Raw genomic sequence first — 25,169 nt, 5'->3', positions numbered from 1 at the left:
GTAAAAGAAAATGTAAAAGCTTTGCCGCCGAGATAGCGGCAAAGCAATAACCTAATTGGCTAGCGTTTTTTGCAATAAAGCTTTTAACTCTGGCTGAGAAGGACGGGGTGAATCAACGGTTACAATTTTGCCCTGTTTATCGAAAACCAAAAAACGGGGAATGGTATTAATTTTATAGTATTTAGAAAACTCATTGGATGGTCCACCTGCAAAAAGCTGTAAGCCGCCCAAATTTTCATCTTTGATCATTTTAAGCCATTTTTCCTTGTCTTTTTCTGCATCGGTAGATAAGCTGATAATCTGCACATCTGTCCCTTTCATTTCTTCTTCTAATTTTTTAAGAAAGGGGATTTCGGCTTTGCAAGGTCCGCACCAGGTTGCCCAGGTATCAACCAACACCACCTTTCCTTTAAAATCCTTCAAGCTATGCATTTTACCATTGTTGTCTGCATAAGAAAATTCGTAAGCATCGGTACCTGGTTTATAGGTTAACAAGGGGTTCATAATGTTGCTGCTACGCTCTTTTTGTGCTTTGGTAATCACGTATTTATTATATTTTGCCATTAAGGTTTGATAATCACCTATTGTTTTATAACCGGCAGCATTTTCTAAAGCCAAATCACCCTTTAAAGTATCATTTGGAAGATAAGAAGCAAAAATATCTACTCCCTCTATTCCTCTTTTATAGGCTTTGCCATCCTGACGCATATTTACACTAATTATGCCCGAAAGGGTGCGGTAACCCCATGGGTAATTGTATACCTTATCGGTTGTTTTTGCAAAATCTACTGCTTTTAAACTGCTGTAAAAATTGCTGTACTCTTCAACCGAAGGATGTGCAGAACGTGGTGTATTTAAAAAGTTAGTTGCGTAGCTGGCCAGATCTAAAGCCATGATATCTTTAATCTGTTTATCAAATTTTGCATTACCTGTGCTTTTTCCGTTTAAGAAAGTTTTGCTCTTCGCTACAATTTCTTCTTGCTCAGGAAAATAATCGACAAAAGTACTTTGCACTTTCATAAAGTTCACGGCTTTCTGCTCAAGCGGGAAAGTAAGGTCGTGCCATTGGGTAAGTACTGTGTTTTCTTTAGAGTTTACTTTACCCGTTAGCACATAGCTCGAATCTAATAGGCTTACGGATAACTGCTCACCACCCTTGAAATAGAATTTATAGTTGTCGTTCGGGCTTCCTTCATTTCCAGTACCGATTACATATAAACCTTCGTACTCCGGATAGAACAAAAAACCAAACTGGCCATTGGCACTCGGACTGGCATTCGCAATTTCTATGCTCTTTCCGTATTTTACCTTAAACAGTTTAACGGCTGATGATCTTTTCTTTTTTAAAAGGCCTTTTACTTCTACTGGCGCCTGTGCCATTGCAGTAAGTGTAGTGATGCACAAAAGTGCGCTCAGTAATGTTTTGATTTTCATTGGTTTAATTTGTATGTTGAAGAATTTTGATTAACGCTCTCTATAAGTTAAACTCTTAATTTTTCCGAAGCCGCTATAATTGGTATATGGTATTAAATCGCCATTTACAGGTGGAACGGTATAAACGTTAAGGCTTCCGTTTTGACCTTCAGGTAATGCCGGATCGTATGAAGCAACCATTAACTTATTTGAGTCTTTGTATTTTGTGATATTCTTAAACTCATAAAACTGTAAGAAAGAAATTTTCTTCGTTCCCATATCAAGCATCAGTTTGGTCGATTTTAAAGACATATCGTATTCGTAAACCTTACCCCCAACGCTATAAAAAATATAACCCAAATCAGGGCTTACCGCGTAAAATTCCGCATTGGTAAAATCTGTTGCTAAAATCTCGGCATAGTAAGACTGGGCATTGTTACCACTGTTAAATCGGGCCAGGTAGCGTTTTGATGAGCTGGGATCTTTGAGCACACTAAATACCTCACCGCCATTAAAGGCTACCCATTGCATATAAACCAAATCCATTCCGGTAGTAAAATTGAACAACTTCTGTGCATCCGGAGGGTTTGGCAATGTTGTACAAGTTGCCGCTGAACCAGTATGTTTTACAAATCTACGGTTGGTGGTATCGTAAAATATAGCATGTGCGTTACTCACAATAGCCGGATTTCCTGCAATGAAAGGAGCAACCTTAAATCCTTTTTGCTCGGCTGTTATATAATTTATGGGCGCAGAATAATATATGCTCTGTACTCGCTCGTAATAATAAGCATCCTGATTTCCAATCATATATGCGGCGCTTCCTGCACGTTGTTTAATAACATCTGCATAAAAACCCTCAGGAATATTTCCGTACATCTCATAGGTTAACCCCATGGTTTTTGTCCATTTAAATGTATTAGGCTCAACCTTTTGAGTGCTTTTATCAGTACCGAAATAAACACCATAACTAATTTGATCGGGGCCAAGTAAAAGACCTGTGTTATAGGTATAGGCCATTACGGGTTTTCCATCTAATTTTAGGTCTGAGCCAGTTGTGGCCAATAAATCTATAATCAAGTCGAAGGCATTGTTGGTATTTAACGAAAGCATATCTACTCTGGCTTTTCCCGATACATCACACATCAGCATCCAGCCTTCATTGATCTCATTTACCACTTTTAATGTAAAAGGATACCTGAATTTGACTCCGGTATTTTTATCAGTAACAGAATAATAGAACTGATAAGTACCCGCAATAATTGTCATTTTTAAATCGAGGTTCCTTGTTGTGGCCAAGGTAAAAAGCTTTGAACCGCCTAATCCATTCGGCCCAATGTAAGACCACTCGTAACTGTATTTGGATTCGTCTGTTCCAGCGTCCTGTGTAAACTTTAAATCAGGTTTTAAAACGAATTGTTTACTATATATTGCCGTTAAATCTGGCGCAATACCCCCAACAGCAGATAATTCATTTATATCATTATAATTGTAATTGCCCAGGTCTTTTTTACAGGCATTAAACCCTCCTGTAATGCAAAGCGCAATTATTAATATATATTTCTTGAAAGTCATAATCAATTAATTTAAGAGATAGATTTATTGAACAGAAGAACCCATAATCATTTCTGATCCGTCTTCTTCGTAAATGGTTTTTCCTGCTGCTTTTTGTTCGTTTAAATAACGTTGCATAAATTTTCCATATGCAGTAAGCTCTGCAATCGACATCGAGGTATCCATGTAGGCCGGGTCTATTCCCAATACCTGAACAATCAAACTCAATTTTTTCCTAGTAAAAGTACCCAGGTACCCATCTAACCACCTACCTGGTTTTTTAATAATATCATTTATAAACCACCGGTATCTGATAAAGCTTAGTCTTTGCCCCGTGGTAGCATTAATTAATTTATCTACCATATCGGCACTAAAGTTTTCGTTGGCCTCGAGCTTAAAAAACAGTGTAAAATTCTGTGCCTGCATATCAACAGATCTATGAAATTTAATCTTAACGGTATCCTGAAGTTTATTTTTTTTGATACTGAATGTTTGAGGTAAAGCATCGTAATGTTTTCCTTCTATGGCCGTCGAAACCGGATCGATTATCAGTTTATAAGAACGGTCTTTATCGCTTACTGTACCAGTTGTTTTGATTATCATATTTACAACTGAATCTGTACTTTTCGCCAAGGAAAAAGACATCACGGTCGAATCCCTAATTACTTCGCCAGTAAAAGCGGGCAATCTCCCAGCTTCATTAAAATAGATATTGTTTTTACCACTGTAGGTTTCCAGGTTTTTTTTGCAAGAATTTGCCAATATCAATATCAGTAAACCTGCAGTATAAAATTTAATTTCTTTCATTGGATTAATTTTTTTTGGTTAACGATATTGACTTTCTGATAATGGTAACGGCACTACTGGAACAATGGTAATATTGCCACTGCCGGTTCCGTTTCCTACCGAGGTTACATTCCGGCGTTTGTAATAATAAAACAGCTGTCCTTCTCCAAAAAACTCCTTTTGATATTCTTTTTGTAGTTCGGTATTTACATTCACGGTAGTAGCTAGGTTAGCTAAGCCCCTGTTAAGACGCACCACATTTAATTGGTTAATCCCGTCTGCAGCAACTGGTTCACATTCAGCAGCGATGTAGTACATCTCACTAATTTTTAAAAGTGGAATAGTAAACCTGAAAATTTTGGTTTTATCTACAACATCTGCGTATTTATAAAAGGTTCTGTAGCTTTTTATACCAGTTGATGGGATCTGCCAATTTAAGTTATACCTATAATCGCTTTCATTAGATTCGAAAACGGCTGTTAATCTTGCTGGTGCAGGCGCCAAAATGTTGCCCTCTGTAACCGCCGGATCAAACAGCGCAAGGTAATTGTTATAAAGCTGGGTATTCATTGTCCCGAATATCATTTCAGTAGAAAATACACGGTCAGGATTTACTTTCTCACTTAAGGCATTGGTGGTGGTAGTCCACTTAAATTTATCGGCCTGCTGAATAACTGATTTCGCTGCCGCGAGTGCCGATACTTTGTCTCCGCGATATAGGTAGGCTCTGGCCAATAAACCTTTAACAGCATAATAATTTAAGCGGTAGTTGCGACTATTGTTAACAAAATCAACCTCCGCATTTGCAGCGGGAGGATTAATCCCTGCAGTAATAATGATATCATTTTTGAGTAATTCTTCTGCGTGCTGAAGATCGCTCAAAACCTTTTGCATGATTTGATTTGCGGGCAAAAGCGGATTAATTTTCGATTGACTGTTTTCGTAATATGGAATAGATTGTTTGGTCGAATCTGCTGAATTGTATTTAGGGCCATATAGTCTTAAAAGATCCAGGTGAAGTAAAGCCCTCATGGCCAAAGCCTCTCCCTTATAAAGAGATTCCGTTTTCGTATCCAATACGCCAGTATACTTCTCAAGATTTTCTAAAAAACTATTGATATTTAGAATCGTAGAATAGGCGTCAGTCCAAATGGCATCGAATTTGGTGGTTGCGGGTTTATCCCCATAGGCATAAGAGGCAATTTTATATAAACTATGCGTTGATGGCACATTATATCGCTGTGCTAAAATCTCCACTGTAGAAAGGGTAAGGTTTTCTCCATATAGATTAGATTTAGCCAGGTTTATATACAAGCCATTTAATGCCGTATTAATTCCGCTTCTGCTTGAAAATACCTGCGTTTCTATAACCTTATCTTCTGGTTGAACGTTAAGGAATTTTTTGCAAGCGCCCAATAACAGCGTCAATACAATTGCTGCTACAGATAATTTTATACAATTCTTTTTCATCTATATATTTATTAAAATGAGGCCCTAAAACTAAATGATACGGTTCTGGCAAAAGGATAATCTATACCTCGCTCCTGCCTAATGGTCGATGCGGTGAAAATATCGTTTGCCAGTGCATTAACGGCGAAAGAGCGCATGCCCAACTTCTTAACCCAGGTTTTATTGTCGAAAGTATAGCCAATATTGATGGCCTCACCAGTTATTATATTTTCCTTTTGTACAAATCTTGAAGAAATCGGAGTGGTAGCGGTTTGCGATATAGATTTAAACTGTGCCACATCTCCAGGGCTTTGCCACCTGTCATACAAGGCTCTTTTATCCTGGTTAAGCGTTATATTCGAAAAGCTGATATTTTCAACCTTATCAAATAAAACCCTGTTAAATACATCTCCCCCGAGCTTATACCTTACATTAACGCCAAAAGTAAATCCTTTAAACATTAGGTTTGTGGTAAATACGCCTTCAACCGTTGGTGTTGTATTTCCTACCGGCAATATATTAGCGGCATTATAATCAAATGAGTATTGGCCACTTGGTGTTAAAAATACTTCCCTTCCTGTTGCCGGATCGATACCTAAAGACTTGGCAGCCCAAATGGTTTCGGCACTATACCCATCTGTAAATCTCAAAATACTTTTATTTAACTCCTGTTGTTTGTTTAATGAGTTCAATGTGTTTCCAAAGCCTGCATATTTACTCTTAAACATCGAGCCCGTAAGACCTAGCATCAATACAACTCTTTTTGCGGTATTATAAATGGGCGAATAATTTAATTTCACTTCTACCCCTTTATAAGTTAAGGTACCCGCATTTAAAGGATAGCTAAAAACACCTGTTGATGAGGGTAAATCAACCGCTACCACTAATGGGTCTGTCTTTTTAGTGTAGGCATTAATGTAACCCGTAAACCTGGTGTTAAAAAGCATAAAATCTAATCCTCCACTAATTTGTCTTGTTTTTTGTGGGGCTAAATCTGGGTTTCCAAGAGTGCTTAAATCAATGCCTTGTCCAAATTGATTGTAATTGCTATTACTGTTGTAATTATAAACGGATACAGAGGTTACATTTCCGTAATTCTGATTACCCGTTACTCCAATATTCCCGAATAACTTTAATCTGTTTATCCAATTTTTTCCTTTAAAAAGTTCTTCGTTATGGATGTTCCAGCCTAAACCAACCGAATAATATGGCGAAAACTGCTTATTTCTTCCAAAAGCGGTCGAACCATCCAAACGGTAAGAAGCATCCGCCAAAAATCTATTATCGTAAGCATAGTTTGCAGAAAGAGTTCCGTTTAGTGTTCTATAAATACTAGATGCAGCTTTAGGCGCTCCGTTCTCGGCATAACCGTAGGCAAACCGCGGATTCCCATTGCTTCCTTGCGGGAAACCTTCAGAAAGGGTGATAAAACTATCATCCTGCTTTTCATTAATTGTTGCCCTAAAATTTGCATTCAAAACATGCTTTTGGGCAATTGCTTTATAGTAGGTAAGCAACACATTTGCCTGATAAGATAAATTATTCGAACTACTATCCTGATAAGTTCCCTTTCTTAATAAAGTAACATCTTCAAAATCGCTACTTTCTGGTGCCCTAAAAATCTTTCCTTTTTTATTACCCTTTGTAATTTGAACCGCACCATTTAATCTTAAATCGGGCGTTAAATCATAATTGATATTTAAATTGTTCTGAACCTCTAAATTTTTAGTATTGTCGTATTGCGGAAGAGTGGCATCATACAACGGATTCCTAACTTTAATCTCCACACCGTTTGACTGTCTCGAAACCTCTAAATACCGGTCGGTGTAGTTCTTTTCAAAATATGGATTTGCATTTACATAATCTGAAAAGGAACCATAAGGAGAATTATAAGCAGAATAACCCCTGATGTAGGTAATATTATTAACGTTTAACTTGTTTTTCCTGTAAGTAAGATTAATGCTTCCACTATAGCTATCTCTTCCTGAGCCTTTCATCGCACCGGTTTGGGTTTTATAATTCATCCCTACGCCATAAGTAAAAGTATTATCCCCCCCCTGTACAAAAACGGATGAGTTGTTGCTGTAGCCCGTTTGTATAGGTTCGCTTAGCCAATAACTATCAACCCCTCTTTTAATTTTGGCTAAATGCGAATTATACAGTTGATCTAAATAAACCTGTTGCGTTGGGTTTCCGTCTGCTGCAGAATATCTTCCCGATAACCTTTCGAATTCTAGCTTTTCGGTTGCATTCATCATATTGTAACCAGATAAATCAGGACTTTCTACCCTGAAATCATTTGAATAAGTAAACTGAAGTTCTCCCGATTTTGGTCTGATGGTTTCAATAACAACCACGCCGTTTGATGCCCTGGCCCCATAAAGAGCTGTTGATGCCGCATCTTTTAATATCGTAACCGATCCCACTCTGTTAATATCCAAATCCACAATGGTTTGTAAAGTTGATTCGAAACCATCTAAAATAAATAATGGCTGGTTCGGATCTCCTCCAAACTGATCTCTTAAACTGGCACTTGGTACACTACTTTTACCCCTTACCTCAATAACAGGTAAAACATTTGGATTAGAACCCACTAAATTATTTTCTATCAATAAAAAAGAAGGATCTAATGTTCTTAAACTTTGGATAATGTTGTTATTCCCAACAATTTTTAAGTCATCACCAGAAAATGTGGCTGTACTCCCAGTAAAGGTGTTTCTATTCCTATTGATACCTGTACCTGTTACAACGACCTCTTTATCAAGCAACGTATTACTTTCTCGTAGTTCAATAGAAAGCGAGAAAGTTCCTCCGTCCTTAACTTGGCCGGTAACTGTTTTTGTTTCGTAACCAATAAAATTGATGGTGAACCTGTATGGCCCTGCCACTAGTCTTGGAAAGCTAAATACACCGTTCTTATCAGATGAGGTTGTTGTTTTAACCCCCGTTTGTACATTTTGAGCGATAACAGTTGCGCCTACAATGGTTTCTTTTGCGTCTTTAATAACCCCTTTAACAGATGGCGTTTGTGCATAGGCGCTTAAGCCCAGATAAAGGCAAAGCAGTAGCAGTAAGACACGTTTTGGAACGTTTCTTTTAGTAAAAATTTTAATCATGAAGTTAGTTAGTTTGGTCTAGTTGTGTTTAGGTTTTTTGTTTACTTCTTCTTTATATTATATCCCACGGCTGTTTTTTCTGGGGTCAGGTTATTGAGCGAACAAAGCATATTTAAGAAAGAGTCAATGTCATCGCGTCCGAATTCATATTGTCCAGTAAATACTTTTTTGTTTAACTGACCTGCAGAATATTTTATTTTAATGTTCAATTTCGTTTCAAGTGCATCAAAAACGCCGGCTAAAGATTCGTTATCGAAAATAATGGCGTTTTCGGTAAAGATAGCCTTGTTCTGGTCTAAAGTTTCCAGTTTCTTAACTGGCAGCATATTAACCTCTTTCACATTTGCAGCATAGGTTTGCATATTTACCGTAAATACTTTCCCCGGTAATAAATACACTGTTTTAACACCTGCTGCCAGCAATTTATGTTGAGCCTTAACCACTACCTTTCCTTCAATTAATCTCACTTTAGTGTAAAGCCCTTTTTTAAAGGCGGTTATTTTAAAAACTGTTCCTAAAGCAGTAGTAGCCAAGTTGTTGGCAAAAACCGTAAAAGGTTTGGTCTTGTCTTTATGCACCCTGAATAATGCCTGTCCGATTAAAACCACATCTCTTTTTCCCTGATCAAATGGAAAATAACTCACCTCACTGTTTGGATCAAGCTCAACAATAGTTCCATCCGGAAGCGTGTGCGTCTGTTTTATAGGAGAGGTATTGGTCACAAACTTAGCAACTCTAGCAGGCACCCTCGTTTTAGTTAAAGCAGTAACATTAGATTTAGAAACCTGATTACTGTTAAATTTATAAACCACCAACCCTATAGTAGCAATCAATGCGATCGAGGCGGCATAAGCCAAATAACGCAACCGGCTTCTCTTCATTTCTATAGTATCGTGGATATGGTCTAACACATTTACATAAATCCGGTCTGATACGTCGCCATCAACTTTTTCATTCGGTTCAAAATGCGCCCACTCCTCGCTGTTTAAATAAATTTCACGGTTATCTCCATCAGCTAAAAATTTACTTACCATGCGGGCTTCCTCGGCAGTACACTGGCCGGCAAAAAACTTCTCAACAAGCTTTTGGTTGATTTGCATAACTACATTACGTTTTTGAAAGCGCTTTACCCCTATAGGGTTGAAATTATTTTATATAATTTCTGAAAAAACGATTTTTATAACCAAAAAAGGCAATAATTATTTGTTAATAATGGCCGACATGATGATGGCCAACGAAATAATAGAAGAAAACGCAGCTCTTAGCTGCTTTAATGCCTGTGATATATGATTTTCGACTGTTTTTGGAGAAATAGAAAGCATTTCTGCAATTTCTCTATAAGAATAGCCCTCTACCTTACTTAATTTGAATACTTTTTTTCTAACAGGTGCCATTTGTTCGATGGCCTGCTCAAGTGCATGGTGCATTTCTGGTTGATCAACTTCATTCTGCAAAGCATAATCATTTTCCACTATAGTCAAATGTTTTTTGCCAACTGCCTCCTTTCTAAGCTGATCGATAAGGATTGTACCCGCAATGCGGAAAATCTGAGCTGATAAACTATATTCCGAAGAAAGACTTTCTCTCTTTTCCCAAAGTTTGATAAAAGTAAGCTGCACCACCTCTTCGGCCATGTAAACTGAACCTGTTTTTTTCAGTACATAAGCGTAAAGTTTTTGGTTGAACAAACGGTAAACTGTTTGAAAAGTTTGTAAGCAACCCGACGCTAAATCAACAACATAGTCCATTAATAGGGATTCCTGAGAAAATAAAAAGGGTGATTTTACTAGTTATTCGGAGCGGATGATAGGCCAAAGATATTTTTTCATTAAATAAGAATCAACCCATTGTTAAGTTTTTCATGCATTTTAATGAAAAAACAGGCTTTTCGTTCTTAAACAAACGTTTGTCTTATTTTTACCATTTTCATCATTTTATAAGAATTTCAATTGAAAACCGGCAAATAGTTAAAATTGATAACCAATTTGTAATAAACACGTTATCCTAATATCAGATTTCTTTCAATTGATTAGAACTATTTTTACATTTACAGTGATATGGTGAGCAATAATTACAATGATCTATTACGGAAGATAGACGAGTTTATCCGCAAATTTTACCTGAATAAAATTTTGCGGGGCAGTATTTACGCTGCAGCCATACTTTTAGGGCTGTATCTCCTTGTTTTCCTAAGTCTGTATTACCTCAATCCAACTGCCGGCTTTAAAACCTTTGTATTTTTTGCCTATCTCCTCATTGGTATTCTACTGGTTGGCTTTTTAATCATCAAACCTCTGCTTTCTATGCTCAAACTGGGTAAACACCTCACTTTCGACGAAGCATCGGTTATCATTGGAAATCACTTTTCCGATATTAAGGATAAATTATTGAATACCTTACAACTTCATCATTTATCCGAAAATCATCCTGAAAACAATCACCTTATTCTCGCCAGTATCGATCAAAAGATCCTTGAACTTAAACCTGTCCCCTTTTACACCGCTGTTAGCATTAACGATAACCGGAAATATCTAAAATATCTTTTTGTTCCTCTTTCTATTATTCTGTTAATTGCCATTATTGCACCCACTATTTTACGCGAGGGCACGAATAGTTTTTTTAAGTACGATGAGTACATTGCACCTAAAGCACCTTTCAGTTTCACAGTTTTAAATAAGAGTTTAACAGCTACACAAGGTGATGATGTAACCCTAAACGTTAAACTGGCCGGCGACGAACTCCCTGCCGAAATTTACGTTGAAGACGGAAAAAACACCTATAAACTCGAAAAAGAGAGCATCAGTAAATTTAATTACAACATCAAAAATATACAGAGCGATAAAAAATTGGTTTTTAAAGGAGGTGGTTTTAGTTCAGCTGTGTTTACTATTTCTGTGAAACCCCGTCCCGAGTTACTTAATGCCTCCGCAACCTTAAATTATCCGGCCTATTTAGGCAAAAAACAGGAACTGATTGCCAATGTTGGCGATATGCTCCTACCCGAAGGCACAAAAGTTACCTGGAACTTTAAAACTGGCCAGAGCAGTTCACTCCTGTTCATTTTAAATGGAACCGAAAATGTTTTAAAAGTTGAGGATAATGAATCGGCCTTTAATGCAACCATCAGGAACAATTCAAAATATAGCGTTACCCCTAAAAACCAATACGTTACCATTAGAGATTCGCTTTCACACCAAATTACCGTAGTTAAAGATCAGGCACCAGGTATCAACGTTGAAGAAAAGCCCGACTCTGCGAGCAATAAAGCTTTATATTTTAGCGGACAAGTAACTGACGATTATGGTTTTAGTAGATTAAGTTTTAAATACCATCTCAAAGAAAATAATCGTATTGTGGGTACAGTTACCAAAAATATTGCCATTAAGAGCAATGCGACAGAAAATAGCTTTTTCTATTTCTGGGATTTAAAAACTGCGGCTGCCAAACCTGGTCAGGAAATTGAATATTATTTTGAAGTAGCCGATAATGATGGTGTAAATGGCGCAAAAGTTACCCGATCGGAAATTAAAACCTTTAAACAGCCTACTAAAAAAGAAACTGCCGAACAGGTAAATGCCAGCAACCAGGCATTAAAACAAAAAATGCAATCGGCCATACGCCTCGCCAATACCATTGAAAAAGAAAGTAAAAAGGTAGCCGAAAGCCTCATCGATAAAAAACAGATTTCTTTCGAAGATAAAAAACAGATTGAAGCCCTTTTAGACAAGCAGAAACAGCTTGATGAGGCTGTTAAGGAAATAAAAGAACAGAACGATAAAAATATTCAGCAACAGGAAGACCAAAAGCAAACCGAAGAGCTGTTAGAAAAACAGAAACAGATTAAAGACCTGTTTGATAATGTACTGGATGAGAAAACAAAAGAACTTTTGCAAAAGCTGCAAAATCTGATGAATGAGAAAAATAAAGACCAAACGCAGAATGAGCTCTCGAAAATGCAGTTGGATAATAAAACCCTCAAAAATGAACTCGACAGGATTTTAGAACTCTACAAACAACTCGAGTTTGAACAAAACCTTCAAACCGATATCGATCGTTTAAATGAGCTGGCTAAAGAACAAAAGGAACTTGCTGAGCAAACCAAAGATAAAAAACAGGATAATGAATCGTTAAAGCAAAAACAGGATGTACTTAACAAAGAGATGAAAGACCTGAAAGACGATCTAAAAAAACTGGAAGAAAAAAATCAATCACTTGAAAGGCCAAATCCTTTCGAAAATCCTGAAAAAGAGGTGCAGGATATACAAAAAGAACAGCAGGACAGTAAAGACGCTTTAGATAAAAAGGATTCGAAAAATGCAAGCCAGAAACAGCAAAAAGCTGGTGAGCAGATGGAAAAACTTTCTAAAAAAATGAGTGATATGCAGCAACAGGGCGAAGAAATGGAAAACAACCTGAATGCCAAAGAGTTGCGCCGCCTCTTGGAAAACTTATTGACCACTTCTTTTGATCAGGAAAAAGTAATGCTTGCTTTAAAGAAAATGACCGCGGCCGATCCTTCTTATACCAGCAACGTTCAGAAACAGCGTAGCATTAAAGACAACCTTAAAACTATTGCCGATAGCTTATATAGTTTAAGCAAACGCGTTCCACAGATAGAATCGACAGTTAACGAGGAGATGAACAAAATCAATTTCAACCTGGATAAAAGTTTGGAAAGTTTGGGTGATAGGAGAACACCTGAAGCTAACCGTTTTCAGCAGTTTACCATGACTTCTATCAATAATCTAACCTTGATGTTGAGCGAAGCCCTAAGTCAGTTGCAAAACATGCAGAAAAACGGTAAGGGCGGTAGCGGAAAGAAACAAAAACAAGGGATGAAGCAGCTTTCGCAGATGCAGGAACAGTTGAATAAAAGCATGCAAAAAGCCCGGGAGCAAATGCAAAAATCGGGCGATAATCAAGGTAAAGTTGGCAAAGGACAAATGAGCCAGGAGTTTGGTAAGATGGCTCAACAGCAACAAATGATCCGTCAGGCGCTCGAGAAGATTAACCGTGAAGAGAACAAGGATGGCACAGGTAAAATGGGCAACCTAAACGAAGCCATTAAAGAAATGAAACAAACCGAGAGCGATCTGGTTAACAAACGTTTGCAACAAGAAACCCTAAACAGGCAAAAAGACCTCTTAACAAAGTTATTAGAGGCAGAAAAAGCCGAACGCGATCAGGAAGAAGATGCTAAACGGGAAAGTAAAGCCGCTAAAGAGTTCCCTCCATCTTATCAAAAAATGGTCGATCAGTTTAAAAAACAGCAACAAAATGGTAATGAGATGCTGCAAAAAATGCCTCCTAGTTTAAATTATTACTATAAAAACAAGATCGCTGAATATTTAAAATCGTTGAATATGGTGCGATGATGTTAGGAGTTGCGTCACCCTGATCTTTAGCGCAGCGGAAAGCTACGGAGCAAACCTAGCCTTAAGCGAGTTCACTGAAGGTAATTTATTTCAGGGTCCTTATCAAAAAGGTGCTGAAACACGTTCGAAATAATAGAAGTGATTCCTGAGGATACGAACCATAGCTTAGGAAGACATAGACTCATCGAGTTTTTTTATTATATTTGATATCATGACAAGCACAGCCATAAGACAAAGATTAATTACTTACCTATCTGATGCAGAGGATAATAAAATAAGAGCAATTTATACGCTTCTTGAAAGAGAAATTGAAGATGGGCAATCATTTAACTTGTCTGATGAACACTTGGATATACTTGATAGAGAACGGGAACTGCACCTAAAGGGCGAAACCAAATCTTACAGTAAACAGGATTCTCTGGATATCATTAAAGGCCTTAAAACACTGTAATGTACACCATTCAGATAAAGCCCATTGCTGTTCAAATGGCAAAAGATGCTTATGATTGGTATGAAGAACAAAAAGAAGGGTTAGGAGATTTATTTCTGTCAGAACTAAGCAGGTGTTATACCAAGTTAGAGAAGAATCCGCTCTTCTATCAAAAGCTAAAAAAGAATTACCGCCATTTAGTCCTGAGCAAATTTCCATATGTGCTAATATTTGAGCTTATTGAAAATGATATCATCATCTTCGCAGTTTTTCATACAGCAAGAAGCCCCAAACTAAAATTCAAAAGGAAATAACTTCCTAATCAGCAGATGCCTTTTAACGTTTAATATTTTCTTAAATTTGCGGCCATAAACACCACAATATGCCTGCAATATCATTTTTCACAGAATCAGTTAGCTATAATCTTCCTCAGAAGCTTAAGGTAAAGAAGTGGATTAAAGCTACGATTGAAAAAGAAGGCTTTAAGTTGCAGGAGCTTAATTTTATTTTCTGTAGCGACGAATACTTGCTGGGTATCAACCAGCAATATTTAAACCATGATACTTATACCGATATCATCACTTTCGATAACTCAGAAGAAGAAAAACAGATTGTAAGCGATATTTTCATCAGCATAGAGCGCGTTAAAGAAAACGCCAAAACCTTCAAAACAATCGAATTTGATGAGGTTTGCCGCATTATGATCCATGGTACGCTCCATTTACTGGGTTACAAAGACAAAGGAAAAGCCGCTAAAAGCCTCATGACGCAAAAAGAAGATGAGTATTTAAGCTATAGAGCAGAAGCTGGCCTGATCTAAGTTTCTTTTTAGTTACACATTACATTCATTTTCAGGTTATCCACTGGCCTTTTATCATTCGCGTGGCAGAACCAACTGACCACAGCAAATGACTCCCCTTTTATTTACTTCCACTCAAGTAAACCACTACTAGCATTTTTTAATGCATAAATTTCGGGGTTTAAACGGGCTTTGTTCGGGTACCATTGTCACAACTCTGTCTTAAGTCCGAACTAACTCCGAACCAAACCCGTCTCAACCGTTAATTTTCCATAAGTTTTTTGCCAGCTCTTTCAATCAGACTTTGCTGTATAGTACATTTTAACAGCTAATTTTAAATCTATTGTTATCAATTTTGTTTGGAATACCTCCCTGCGCTTGTTTCCCGTTCGTCTAATAGTTATGGGCGTTCGTCGACAATTAGACTATACTGGTATAATACACCGAAATTCCCTGCAACATTTTCAACCAATTGCAGTCTTATATTCAAAAAACGGCAATTACATAATGCGCTGGAATTTATATCCTGTGCATTATATCAAGATAAAGTTTAGTTTTAGTTAATGATTGAAGCAGCGGTGGAGCGAGTCCGACCGCTGTTTTCTTTTTACTGAGATGATGCAGCAATGCCATATGAACTAAGAACAGACAATCCAATACATCAATATTCTGCCATTTTTAGCTGATACAGAAGCCCTTTACAATTTGATTATGCCGTTCCAAATATTTTATACTTACTTTTGCACTAATTTTCCTTTATAAATCCGAAATACAAAAAAATTGAGCACACTAATTGCGGCAGAAGGCTTAGGGCATGGTTATCATGACGAATGGCTATTTAAAAATTTAACCTTAGGTATTAACTCTGGTCAGCGCGTGGCGTTGGTTGGAATTAATGGTGCAGGTAAGAGTACACTTTTGAAATTATTGGCAGAAAGGTTCCCTCCGCTCGAAGGTAAAATTGTTAAAAATAAAGCTGTTAAAATCGGTTTTCTCGATCAAGAACCCCAATTTACTGAAGGCTTTTCTATTAGCGACCACATATTCTCGCTAGAGAATAAACAACAACAGTTGATTAAGGAATATGAAGAATTAATTGAAGACCCTAATCCAGATGAAAAAACGCTTAATCGGTTGTATGAAGAATTAAGCGAACACAATGCCTGGGAATATGAACATGAGATTAAAACCATTTTAAACAGAATGGGTATTACTCATCTTCAACAGAAAATATCTACCCTGTCTGGTGGGCAAAAGAAACGTTTGGCCCTGGCTAAGCTTTTAATTGAAGATCCGGAAATTTTGGTGCTTGATGAGCCAACCAACCATTTGGATATTGATACCATTGAATGGCTGGAGAAATTATTAACTACAGGGCAAAAAACAATTTTACTCGTTACGCACGACAGGTACTTTTTAGATAATGTTTGCAATACCATTGTAGAGTTAGATCGAGGAAAAATATTTAACTATAACGGAAATTATGCTTATTTCTTAGAAAAGAAAAGCGAAAGGGAGGCTTTAGACGCAACGGTTTTACACAAGAACCAACAGCTATTAAAGAAAGAATTAGAGTGGATGAGGCGCATGCCACAGGCCCGGGCAACGAAATCTAACGCAAGAATTAATGCTTTTTACGATTTAGAGGAAAAAACCAAGAAAAAGACTGATAATCAGAGCATTAACCTCCAAATGAAGATGTCTCGTCAAGGTGGGAAAATTATTGAGCTAGAACACATTCAAAAAGCTTTTGACGGACGTCCAATCATCAACGATTTTAGTTATACCTTTAAAAAAGGTGATCGTATTGGCTTGGCTGGAAAAAACGGAACCGGAAAATCTACTCTATTAAATATTATTACCAGCCAATTAAAACCAGATGCAGGTAAAGTAGACACAGGTGAAACTACTGTTTTCGGCTACTATAAGCAGGGCGGATTAACCTTCGATCCAAAGGAAAGAGTAATTGATATTGTAAAGTCTGATGCCGAATATATTAAGATGGCTGACGGTTCGGTGATTACTGCCTCTGCCCTATTAACCTTATTTCTATTCCCGCCCAAGAAACAACATGGCATGGTTGAGAAATTAAGTGGTGGCGAAAAGAAGCGTTTGAACCTGATGAAAGTACTGATGCAAAATCCAAACTTTTTAATTTTGGATGAGCCAACGAACGATCTTGACATCGACACACTAAATGTTCTTGAAGAATTTTTAGAAAACTTTCCCGGCATATTAATGCTGGTTTCTCACGATAGATACCTGCTCGATAAAATGAGCGATCAAATATTTATCATGGAAGGTGAAGGTGTAGTTAAAATTTATAATGGTAATTATTCTGAGTACCGTTTAAGTTTAGAACAACCAAAAGTAAAAGCAGAAACCAAGAAAACCCCTGCTCCTGTTGTAGAACAATCACCTATCAAAACGGCAAAGAAATTAAGCTTCAAGGAGCAAAAAGAATTAGAAGATAGCGAAAAAGGTATTGCAGAAACAGAAAACAAAATAGCTTTGCTTAACGAAAGCTTAGTTAAAATTGACGCGACCGACTATATAAAGATTCAGGAAGTTTCCGCCGAGATAGAATCACTTCAAGCAAAGCTTGACGATCTCACCATGCGTTGGCTAGAACTTTCAGAATAACAAAAGCGCAATTCAAAGATGTTTTCCGCGTTATGTTTCACGTGGAACATCAACAAATCGTCATGCTGAACTTGTTTCAGCATCTCGTAATACTAAAATAAAAACCAATTGTTCCACGTGGAACAATTAAAGAAATATAAAATAAAATGTTTTCAAAATACGATTTGATTGTTGTTGGTGCTGGTCACGCAGGCTGTGAAGCTGCTGCTGCTGCTGCCAATTTAGGATCATCTGTTTTATTAATCACAATGAATATGGGCACCATAGCCCAGATGAGTTGTAACCCTGCCATGGGTGGCGTAGCTAAAGGACAGATTGTTCGCGAGGTGGATGCAATGGGTGGTTACTCAGGCATCATTTCTGATAAATCTACTATTCAATTTAGAATGCTCAACAAATCAAAAGGTCCCGCCATGTGGAGCCCAAGAGCACAGATTGATAGAATGCGCTTTGCAGAAGAGTGGCGTTTAGCACTAGAAAGAACACCTAATCTTGATATATGGCAAGATAGTGTTATAGGTTTATTAGTGAAAGATAATACGGTATATGGTGTTAAAACTTCTTTAGGTATCGAAATAGAAAGTACAGCAGTAGTCCTTACCAATGGAACTTTTTTGAACGGTGTAATGCATATCGGAGAAAAGAAATTTGGAGGAGGCAGAACCGCCGAACGAGCTTCAACCGGAATTACCGAACAGCTGGTAGAATTGGGCATGGAAGCAGGCCGAATGAAAACCGGTACTCCCCCGCGCGTAGATGGAAGAAGTTTGGATTATACCAAAATGGAAGAACAATGGGGTGATGAAAACCCAGGTAAATTCTCCTACACAGATACTGAAGTTTCAACCGATCAACGTTGTTGCTGGATCACCTATACCAATGGAGATGTTCATGAAACTTTAAAAGAAGGTTTCGAAAAGTCGCCAATGTTTACCGGAAGAATTAAAGGTTTAGGGCCGAGGTACTGTCCATCCATTGAAGATAAAATTAACCGTTTTGCGGAGCGTGACAGACATCAGATTTTTGTTGAACCAGAAGGATGGAATACTTGCGAAATTTATGTAAACGGATTTTCGACCTCACTTCCGGAAGATGTACAGTTTAAAGCTTTAAGGTTAATACCAGGTTTTGAACAGGCCAAAATGTTCAGACCAGGTTATGCCATCGAGTACGATTTCTTCCCACCAACTCAACTATCGTTAACACTAGAAACTAAATTGATCAGCAATTTATTTTTGGCAGGACAAATTAATGGAACCACAGGATATGAAGAAGCGGCTTGTCAAGGTTTCATGGCTGGTATAAATGCACACCAAAAAATCACTGATAAACACGAACTGATCATGAAAAGATCTGACAGTTATATTGGTGTTTTAATTGATGACCTGGTAACTAAAGGAACGGAAGAACCTTATCGCATGTTTACATCAAGAGCCGAACACCGTTTGTTATTAAGACAGGATAATGCAGACATCCGCTTATCTCCTATCGGACATGAACTGGGTTTAATTTCTGATGAGCGTTTAGAAAAGGTAAATCGGAAAATTGCAAATGCCGATGCTTTGGTTAAGTTTACCAAAAACCAAGGTATTGAAATGAGTGATGCCAATCCAATGCTCGAAAGTTTAGGATCGAGTGTTTTAAATCAAAATGTTAAAATACATAGTTTGGTTGGCAGACCTCATGTTGGTTTACCCGATCTGATTAAAGTAAGCAAACCTCTTGCTGATGCGACAAAAGATTTAGACAACGAAACGATTGAGCAAGCAGAAATCAAAATCAAATATGAAAGTTATTTTGAAAAGGAAAATGAAATTGTAGCTAAAATGCTGAAGATGGAAGACAAAGAAATTAAGCCAGATTTCGATTACAATAAAATTGTTTCCATTTCAAAAGAGGCCAGAGAAAAATTATTTAAGATCAAACCACGGACTTTGGGTCAGGCATCGCGGATTTCGGGCGTTTCACCTTCCGATATATCTGTTTTAATGGTTTATATTAATAAGTAATTGATAGTCAATACTTTAACTATTTAAAAACAGACTTAAAATAAAGCGATATAAGCTAAAAAAAAGATTTTTTAATGTTACGGTTCCAAAAAATATAAAAATTCGTCAGAACGTTTAAAATATGCCAAATTTAAAAGCTCAGTATTTTAACCTTAAAAATTTAGCGGTTGTTACAACCTTGCTCCTATTTTTTGGTTGTGCAAGTATCCAAACACCACAAGGTGGACCAAAAGATACGAAGCCACCAAAAGTTTTAAGCATGACCCCAAAAAATCAAACGAGGAATTTTAATGCTAAAAAAATTGTAATCGAGTTTGATGAATATTTTAATCTTAAAGATGAGTTTAAAGAATTTTCTATTTCACCCGATCAGGAAAAACTTCCAGAGTTAAAAAAGCGACAAAAAAGATTAGAAATCAATCTTAAGGATTCTTTAGAAAAAAATACGACCTATACCTTAAACTTCGGAAAGTCTGTGGCTGATGTTAACGAGGGAAACGTAGTTAAAAATTTATCTTATGTTTTTTCTACCGGCCCAGAAATAGATTCGTTATCGTTAAGTGGCAAGGTAATTAATTCGCTAACAGACGAACCTGAGAAGGAAGTTACCGTATTTATTCTGCCTTTGGAAAGAGATACCATTTTTGGAAAAAAACGTCCATCAATTTATACCACTACCGATAGTGCCGGAACGTACAAATTAAATAATTTAAGAAAAGGTACTTATAAAGTATATGCGGTAAAAGAAAGTAGCGGAGGAGGTGATAAAATATACCAGCAGATTTCGGACGAAGTTGGATTTGTAAAAGAGCCTGTTGTAATAGATAAAAATATAGAGAACATAGATCTGCAGATATTTAAAGAACTGGCACCAGAATTCCGGGTATTAGACCGAAAACTAAATAACGACGGAAGTATATCAATCAGCTTAAATCAGCAGCTTAAAAGTCCTAAAATAACCATTACAGACCCACCAGCTGTAGATGTAGGTAAGTTTGTCCATTTTTCTAAAAACAATGATACTGCCAAAATCTGGCTAAAGGATTTAAGTTTCGATTCAGTTAAGGTTGCCATACAAGATCAGGGCAAGGTTTTACAGACTTTAAATTTTACCAGGGGCAAAAAAGACACCTACACACGCGATGTAACGATTTCTGATAATTTATCGGGCGGTAAATTAAACCCTTTCCAGCAGTTAACCCTAAGCTTTCCTTTTCCGATGACTGCTGCAGATCCATCTAAAATCACGCTTTTAGAAGATTCTGTGAAACGAACAACTTTTGAGGTGGTAAAAGACAGCGTAGATTTTCTTAAATATTACATTAAATACCCCTGGAAAAATAAAAGAACTTATGATTTAAAATTAGCTGCAGGTGCATTTACTGCTATATTTAACGCTAAAAACAAAGATGTAACCAAACGTTTTTCACTCGAAAGCCCGGATGCTTATACCACCCTGGTATTAAATGTAACTGTTCCGGATACTTCGAAAAGATATGTTGTGCAGTTTTTAAGTGAAAAAAAGGATATTATAAAATCTTTTCCGGTTAGCAAGAATTCGAAGGTTACTTTTTCTAAATATCCAGCAGGCAAATATATGCTCAGGGTAATTTACGATGACAATAAAAACGGAATCTGGGACACGGGAAATGTTAAGGAAGGATACCAACCCGAAAAGGTTTGGTATTTAAAAGCTTTAATGGATTTAAAACCGAACTGGGAACGTGAAGATCCACTGGTGATACCTGCACCTCCAACTAAGTAAAAAAACCGTCATCTCGACTGGAACACAGTGGAATGGAGAGATCTATCTCGAAACAGATTTCTCCATTCCGTTTCACTTCAGTCGAAATGACGAAAACTATTGGTTAAACCAGCCCGAATACATGATATAATTATCAGGCAATTTATTCAATAAAGCCCTTTGCTCCTCAGTAATGGGCTTTATTTTTTTGGCTGGTGTACCCGCGTATAAATAACCTGTTTCACAAATGGTATTTTCCAATACGACAGACCCAGCTGCAATAATACAATACGCTTCTATAACCGCATGATCCATTACAATGGCACCCATGCCGATTAAAACATTATCCTGAACCGTACAACCATGTACTATGGCATTGTGCCCTACAGATACCCGGTTACCGATGTGTGTAGAAGCTTTTAAGTACGTTGCATGAATTACGGCACCATCTTGAATGTTCGATTCATTTCCGATTGTAATGGCATTTACATCGCCTCTAATCACGGCATTAAACCATACGGAACATTTATCACCTATTATTACATCACCCACTATTGTGGCGTTCTCTGCAATAAAATTGTCTTTTCCAATTTCAGGGTATTTATCTTTTACGGGTAGTATTAAAGGCATAACATTATTTTACGTCACCCTGAATTTATTTCAGGGTCTTATATGTATTGTATATATGATACGTAGATGCTGACCTAAATTTACTGCGTAGCTTTCCGCTGCGCTACAGGTCAGCATGACGATTCCACATTAAAAAACAGTATCTACCAGTTCTTTTGCATGTTCAGGATAGTCAGTAGTATAATGTAATCCCCTGCTCTCTTTCCTTTGCATCGCAGATTTGATCACCAGATAAGCCGTTTGAATTACATTACGCAATTCACAAAGTTTAACTGAAACCTTATTCTTTTTATAAAACTCTTCTGTTTCCTGGTAGATTAAAAATAAACGGCGATGTGCTCTTTCCAAACGGAAATCGGAACGGACAATACCCACATAATCACCCATAATTTTTTGCAATTCCCTAAGGTTATGCGTAACCAATACATCCTCGTTACTTTGCGTAACCCCTTTCGAATCCCATTCAGGAATGTGATCTGGAATAACATTATTCTTGAAGTTTTCAATAGCATCCTGATAAATGCGGTGAGCAAAAACCGTTGCTTCTAGTAACGAATTGGATGCCAAACGGTTAGCGCCATGTAAACCGGTAGAAGAACATTCACCACAGGCATAAAGATTTTTAATTGAAGAGCGGCCATATTCATCAACCAGAATACCACCGCACATATAATGAGAGGCAGGTGTAACCGGGATATAATCTTTTGTCATATCTATTCCAATTGACAAACACTTGGCATATATATTAGGAAAGTGTTTCAGAATATCTGCCTTCTTGCGCATGGTAATATCAAGGTAAACAAAATCATCACCCGATTTCTTCATCTCATTATCCACAGCCCTGGCTACAATATCACGTGGTGCCAACGATTTACGTTCATCATACTCATGCATAAACTCTTCGCCATTTTTACGTCTTAAAACACCACCAAAACCCCTAACAGCTTCCGATATTAAAAATGATGGGTACTCTCCAGGATGGTACAAAGCTGTTGGATGGAACTGAATAAACTCCATATTCCTCACTTTTCCTTTTGCGCGGTAAACCATTGCCATACCATCGCCTGTTGCAATAACAGGATTTGTTGTGGCCGAATACACATGTCCGGCACCGCCCGAAGCCATCACAGTCACATTTGCCACAATCTTTTCCACATCGTTAAGCTCTGTGTTAAAGGCATATATGCCATAACAGTTAATATCTTCGGTACGTTTATCCACAAACTCACCCAGGTGATGCTGGGTAATTAACTCCAGTGCGAAGTAATGTGTTAATATCTCTATGTTGTTATTCTCATGAATTTCATTCAGCAGCACCCGTTCAATCTCATATCCTGTGATGTCTTTATAGTGTAAAACACGGTGTTCAGAGTGCCCACCCTCCTTTGCTAAATCATAGAAACCGGCATTATCTTTATCGAAGTTTATACCATAATCAATGATCTCCTGAATACGCTGAGGTCCCTCTTTTACAACGATTTCCACAATTTTTTCATCACATAATCCGTCGCCGGCAATCAAAGTATCATCGATATGTTTTTCAAAAGAATCACCTTTATCCACCACAACCGCAACACCGCCCTGTGCGTATTTTGTATTCGATTCGTCTTCGTTCGATTTAGTAACAATCAAAACCTTACCAAACTTGGCTGCCTTAAGTGCAAAACTCAAACCCGCTATACCTGAACCAATTACCAGAAAATCTACTTTCCTCATTAATAAAAACATTTACTTTATCCACGATGTTAACAACTAGTTGATAAATGTTAACTCTGTGTCTAAATTATCCTAACAAATAAATTTGAATGTTTAAAGCTACTCTAAAAAGACAATTTGCCACAATCTTTTAAGTAATTTTTGAGCACCTTTGTACAAGTAATTAACTTTTTACCCACTTATAAACAATTAACATTCGGGTATTGATAAAAATTGAGCGACTTTTCGATAGTGCTGAAAATCAAACTCATGATATTAGAGAAATGTAATCTAAATGTTAGTAAACGATTAACAACTTATATAAAAGAACTTTTTTTCGAAACTTGCCAACAATACTAACACACTAATAAACAAACAAGATTTATTTATTTAAAAATACTTATTAATTATTGAGACGTTGAAAGCTTTATCTTTGACCAACGTCAAAATTCAAAAAAGGAAAATTTTAAAATGAACATAGATGTCTTAGAAGAAATCAATAAAAAAGGTTTCGCAGAAGAAGAAATTGATCCTACACTTGATCTTTTTGCGGAGATTGAGAAGTTAAAAAAGGAAAAGAATGCCATTATTCTTGCACATTACTACCAAGAGCCTGACATTCAGGATATTGCAGATTATATTGGCGATAGTTTAGGCCTATCTCAAGAAGCTGCAAAAACAGATGCTGATGTAATCGTGTTTGCTGGTGTTCATTTTATGGCCGAAACAGCAAAGATTTTATCGCCTGATAAAACCGTTTTATTACCAGATGTAAAAGCAGGTTGCTCATTAGCAGATAGTTGTCCGCCCCATTTGTTTAGAAAGTTTAAAGAAAAATATCCAGATCACCTGGTGATCACTTATGTAAACTGCACGGCCGAATTAAAAGCTTTAAGTGATATTGTTTGTACCAGTACCAATGCGGTTCAAATTGTAGAGAGTTTACCTAAAGACCAAAAAATAATATTCGGTCCCGATCGGAACTTAGGTGCTTATGTAGCAAAGAAAACCGGACGCGATTTGGTATTGTGGAATGGCGCCTGTATGGTACATGAAATTTTTTCGCAGGAGAAAATTACAAAGTTAAAAGAACGCCATCCGAATGCTAAATTTATTGCGCATCCGGAATGTGAAGAAGTGGTTTTGAAAATGGCCGATTATATCGGTTCAACAACAGGACTTTTAAAATACACGATCACCAATCCAGCTACCGAATTTATTGTGGCTACCGAAAGTGGAATTATCCACCAGATGGAGAAGGCAAATCCGACAAAAACATTTATTCCGGCGCCGCCGAATAACAGCTGTGCTTGTAACGATTGCCCATATATGAAAAGAAATACTTTAGAAAAACTATATTTATGTATTAAAAATGGTTTACCTGAAGTAACTGTACCTGAGCACATTATAGAGCAGGCCCGTAAACCGATTCAAAGAATGCTGGATATTTCAGCAGAGTTGGGTTTGTAAAAAATAAAAATCGTCATTGCGAGGAGGTACGACAGCCCGTCCCGACTTTTCGGGGA

At 37.2% G+C, this 25,169-nt stretch carries 17 protein-coding genes; 8 read left to right on the top strand and 9 right to left on the bottom strand.

The window, feature by feature from the left end; genetic code table 11:
* Positions 1–51 precede the first annotated feature (51 nt).
* The 7 genes from AC1RJ8_RS10895 to AC1RJ8_RS10865 all read right to left on the bottom strand — a co-directional run bounded on the left by AC1RJ8_RS10895 (position 52) and on the right by AC1RJ8_RS10865 (position 10,066).
* Positions 52–1,434 carry a TlpA family protein disulfide reductase gene (locus AC1RJ8_RS10895; protein WP_492953831.1) on the bottom strand — a complete coding sequence of 461 codons (1,383 nt, stop codon included), beginning with the start codon at positions 1,432–1,434 and terminating at the stop codon, positions 52–54.
* A 30-nt stretch (positions 1,435–1,464) separates the two neighbouring features.
* Positions 1,465–2,988 carry a PKD-like family lipoprotein gene (locus AC1RJ8_RS10890; RefSeq protein WP_492953830.1) on the bottom strand — a complete coding sequence of 508 codons (1,524 nt, stop codon included), beginning with the start codon at positions 2,986–2,988 and terminating at the stop codon, positions 1,465–1,467.
* Positions 2,989–3,012: 24 nt separating this feature from the next.
* Positions 3,013–3,774 carry a DUF4843 domain-containing protein gene (locus tag AC1RJ8_RS10885; protein WP_492953829.1) on the bottom strand — a complete coding sequence of 254 codons (762 nt, stop codon included), beginning with the start codon at positions 3,772–3,774 and terminating at the stop codon, positions 3,013–3,015.
* A gap of 18 nt (positions 3,775–3,792) precedes the next feature.
* Complete coding sequence (locus tag AC1RJ8_RS10880; RefSeq protein WP_492953828.1) at positions 3,793–5,223, bottom strand: RagB/SusD family nutrient uptake outer membrane protein; 1,431 nt, start codon at positions 5,221–5,223, stop codon at positions 3,793–3,795.
* Between the two features lie 11 nt (positions 5,224–5,234).
* Complete coding sequence (locus tag AC1RJ8_RS10875) at positions 5,235–8,318, bottom strand: SusC/RagA family TonB-linked outer membrane protein (protein WP_492953827.1); 3,084 nt, start codon at positions 8,316–8,318, stop codon at positions 5,235–5,237.
* 41 nt (positions 8,319–8,359) lie between these two features.
* A complete protein-coding gene (locus tag AC1RJ8_RS10870) occupies positions 8,360–9,418 on the bottom strand; it encodes a FecR family protein (RefSeq protein WP_492953826.1) in 1,059 nt (352 codons plus the stop codon).
* A gap of 99 nt (positions 9,419–9,517) precedes the next feature.
* Positions 9,518–10,066: a sigma-70 family RNA polymerase sigma factor gene (locus AC1RJ8_RS10865; RefSeq protein WP_492953825.1), complete on the bottom strand. Its 549-nt coding sequence runs from the start codon at positions 10,064–10,066 to the stop codon at positions 9,518–9,520.
* 309 nt (positions 10,067–10,375) lie between these two features.
* Here AC1RJ8_RS10865 and AC1RJ8_RS10860 point away from each other — a divergent pair, with 309 nt between their 5' ends.
* The 7 genes from AC1RJ8_RS10860 to AC1RJ8_RS10830 all read left to right on the top strand — a co-directional run bounded on the left by AC1RJ8_RS10860 (position 10,376) and on the right by AC1RJ8_RS10830 (position 21,339).
* On the top strand, positions 10,376–13,693 hold the full coding sequence (locus tag AC1RJ8_RS10860; protein WP_492953824.1) for a DUF4175 family protein: 3,318 nt from the start codon (positions 10,376–10,378) through the stop codon (positions 13,691–13,693).
* Positions 13,694–13,904: 211 nt separating this feature from the next.
* Positions 13,905–14,144 (top strand): hypothetical protein, encoded by a 240-nt coding sequence (locus AC1RJ8_RS10855; RefSeq protein WP_492953823.1) that lies wholly within the window; start codon positions 13,905–13,907, stop codon positions 14,142–14,144.
* Entirely contained in the window at positions 14,144–14,437 is a 294-nt protein-coding gene (locus AC1RJ8_RS10850) for a type II toxin-antitoxin system RelE/ParE family toxin (protein ID WP_492953822.1), read from the top strand. Before AC1RJ8_RS10855 ends, AC1RJ8_RS10850 begins: the two co-directional genes overlap by 1 nt.
* Positions 14,438–14,505: 68 nt before the next feature.
* Positions 14,506–14,943 (top strand): rRNA maturation RNase YbeY, encoded by a 438-nt coding sequence (ybeY, locus tag AC1RJ8_RS10845; protein ID WP_492953821.1) that lies wholly within the window; start codon positions 14,506–14,508, stop codon positions 14,941–14,943.
* Between the two features lie 759 nt (positions 14,944–15,702).
* Entirely contained in the window at positions 15,703–17,565 is a 1,863-nt protein-coding gene (locus AC1RJ8_RS10840) for an ABC-F family ATP-binding cassette domain-containing protein (protein ID WP_492953820.1), read from the top strand.
* A gap of 146 nt (positions 17,566–17,711) precedes the next feature.
* Positions 17,712–19,574, top strand: coding sequence for a tRNA uridine-5-carboxymethylaminomethyl(34) synthesis enzyme MnmG (gene mnmG / locus AC1RJ8_RS10835; protein WP_492953819.1), 1,863 nt, complete (start codon positions 17,712–17,714; stop codon positions 19,572–19,574).
* Positions 19,575–19,695: 121 nt separating this feature from the next.
* A complete protein-coding gene (locus AC1RJ8_RS10830) occupies positions 19,696–21,339 on the top strand; it encodes an Ig-like domain-containing protein (protein WP_492953818.1) in 1,644 nt (547 codons plus the stop codon).
* 96 nt (positions 21,340–21,435) lie between these two features.
* Here AC1RJ8_RS10830 and AC1RJ8_RS10825 read toward each other — a convergent pair whose 3' ends face one another.
* Together AC1RJ8_RS10825 and nadB are read right to left on the bottom strand one after the other, a co-directional pair.
* Complete coding sequence (locus tag AC1RJ8_RS10825; RefSeq protein WP_492953817.1) at positions 21,436–21,948, bottom strand: gamma carbonic anhydrase family protein; 513 nt, start codon at positions 21,946–21,948, stop codon at positions 21,436–21,438.
* Positions 21,949–22,077: 129 nt separating this feature from the next.
* Entirely contained in the window at positions 22,078–23,664 is a 1,587-nt protein-coding gene (nadB, locus tag AC1RJ8_RS10820) for an L-aspartate oxidase (RefSeq protein WP_492953816.1), read from the bottom strand.
* 450 nt (positions 23,665–24,114) lie between these two features.
* Between nadB and nadA the strand changes: the two genes are divergently transcribed.
* The gene (gene nadA / locus AC1RJ8_RS10815; protein WP_492953815.1) at positions 24,115–25,113 is read left to right on the top strand and encodes a quinolinate synthase NadA; all 999 of its coding nucleotides are present in this window, start codon (positions 24,115–24,117) and stop codon (positions 25,111–25,113) included.
* The last annotated feature ends 56 nt before the right edge of the window (positions 25,114–25,169 follow it).

This window comes from Pedobacter sp. GW822-FHT03F06 (genome assembly GCF_058801365.1).
Note: the sequence above shows the minus strand (reverse complement) of the source record. Positions and strands in the feature narration are given on the sequence as shown.

Bases quoted from the DNA above. Each gene is read 5' to 3' on its own strand.
- AC1RJ8_RS10850 (WP_492953822.1), top strand. From the start codon at position 14,144: ATGTACACCATTCAGATAAAGCCCATTGCTGTTCAAATGGCAAAAGAT.
- AC1RJ8_RS10890 (WP_492953830.1), bottom strand. From the start codon at position 2,988: ATGACTTTCAAGAAATATATATTAATAATTGCGCTTTGCATTACAGGA.
- AC1RJ8_RS10870 (WP_492953826.1), bottom strand. From the start codon at position 9,418: ATGCAAATCAACCAAAAGCTTGTTGAGAAGTTTTTTGCCGGCCAGTGT.
- AC1RJ8_RS10855 (WP_492953823.1), top strand. From the start codon at position 13,905: ATGACAAGCACAGCCATAAGACAAAGATTAATTACTTACCTATCTGAT.
- AC1RJ8_RS10825 (WP_492953817.1), bottom strand. From the start codon at position 21,948: ATGCCTTTAATACTACCCGTAAAAGATAAATACCCTGAAATTGGAAAA.
- nadB (WP_492953816.1), bottom strand. From the start codon at position 23,664: ATGAGGAAAGTAGATTTTCTGGTAATTGGTTCAGGTATAGCGGGTTTG.
- AC1RJ8_RS10880 (WP_492953828.1), bottom strand. From the start codon at position 5,223: ATGAAAAAGAATTGTATAAAATTATCTGTAGCAGCAATTGTATTGACG.
- AC1RJ8_RS10895 (WP_492953831.1), bottom strand. From the start codon at position 1,434: ATGAAAATCAAAACATTACTGAGCGCACTTTTGTGCATCACTACACTT.
- AC1RJ8_RS10875 (WP_492953827.1), bottom strand. From the start codon at position 8,318: ATGATTAAAATTTTTACTAAAAGAAACGTTCCAAAACGTGTCTTACTG.
- ybeY (WP_492953821.1), top strand. From the start codon at position 14,506: ATGCCTGCAATATCATTTTTCACAGAATCAGTTAGCTATAATCTTCCT.
- AC1RJ8_RS10830 (WP_492953818.1), top strand. From the start codon at position 19,696: ATGCCAAATTTAAAAGCTCAGTATTTTAACCTTAAAAATTTAGCGGTT.
- AC1RJ8_RS10885 (WP_492953829.1), bottom strand. From the start codon at position 3,774: ATGAAAGAAATTAAATTTTATACTGCAGGTTTACTGATATTGATATTG.
- AC1RJ8_RS10865 (WP_492953825.1), bottom strand. From the start codon at position 10,066: ATGGACTATGTTGTTGATTTAGCGTCGGGTTGCTTACAAACTTTTCAA.
- nadA (WP_492953815.1), top strand. From the start codon at position 24,115: ATGAACATAGATGTCTTAGAAGAAATCAATAAAAAAGGTTTCGCAGAA.
- AC1RJ8_RS10860 (WP_492953824.1), top strand. From the start codon at position 10,376: ATGGTGAGCAATAATTACAATGATCTATTACGGAAGATAGACGAGTTT.
- mnmG (WP_492953819.1), top strand. From the start codon at position 17,712: ATGTTTTCAAAATACGATTTGATTGTTGTTGGTGCTGGTCACGCAGGC.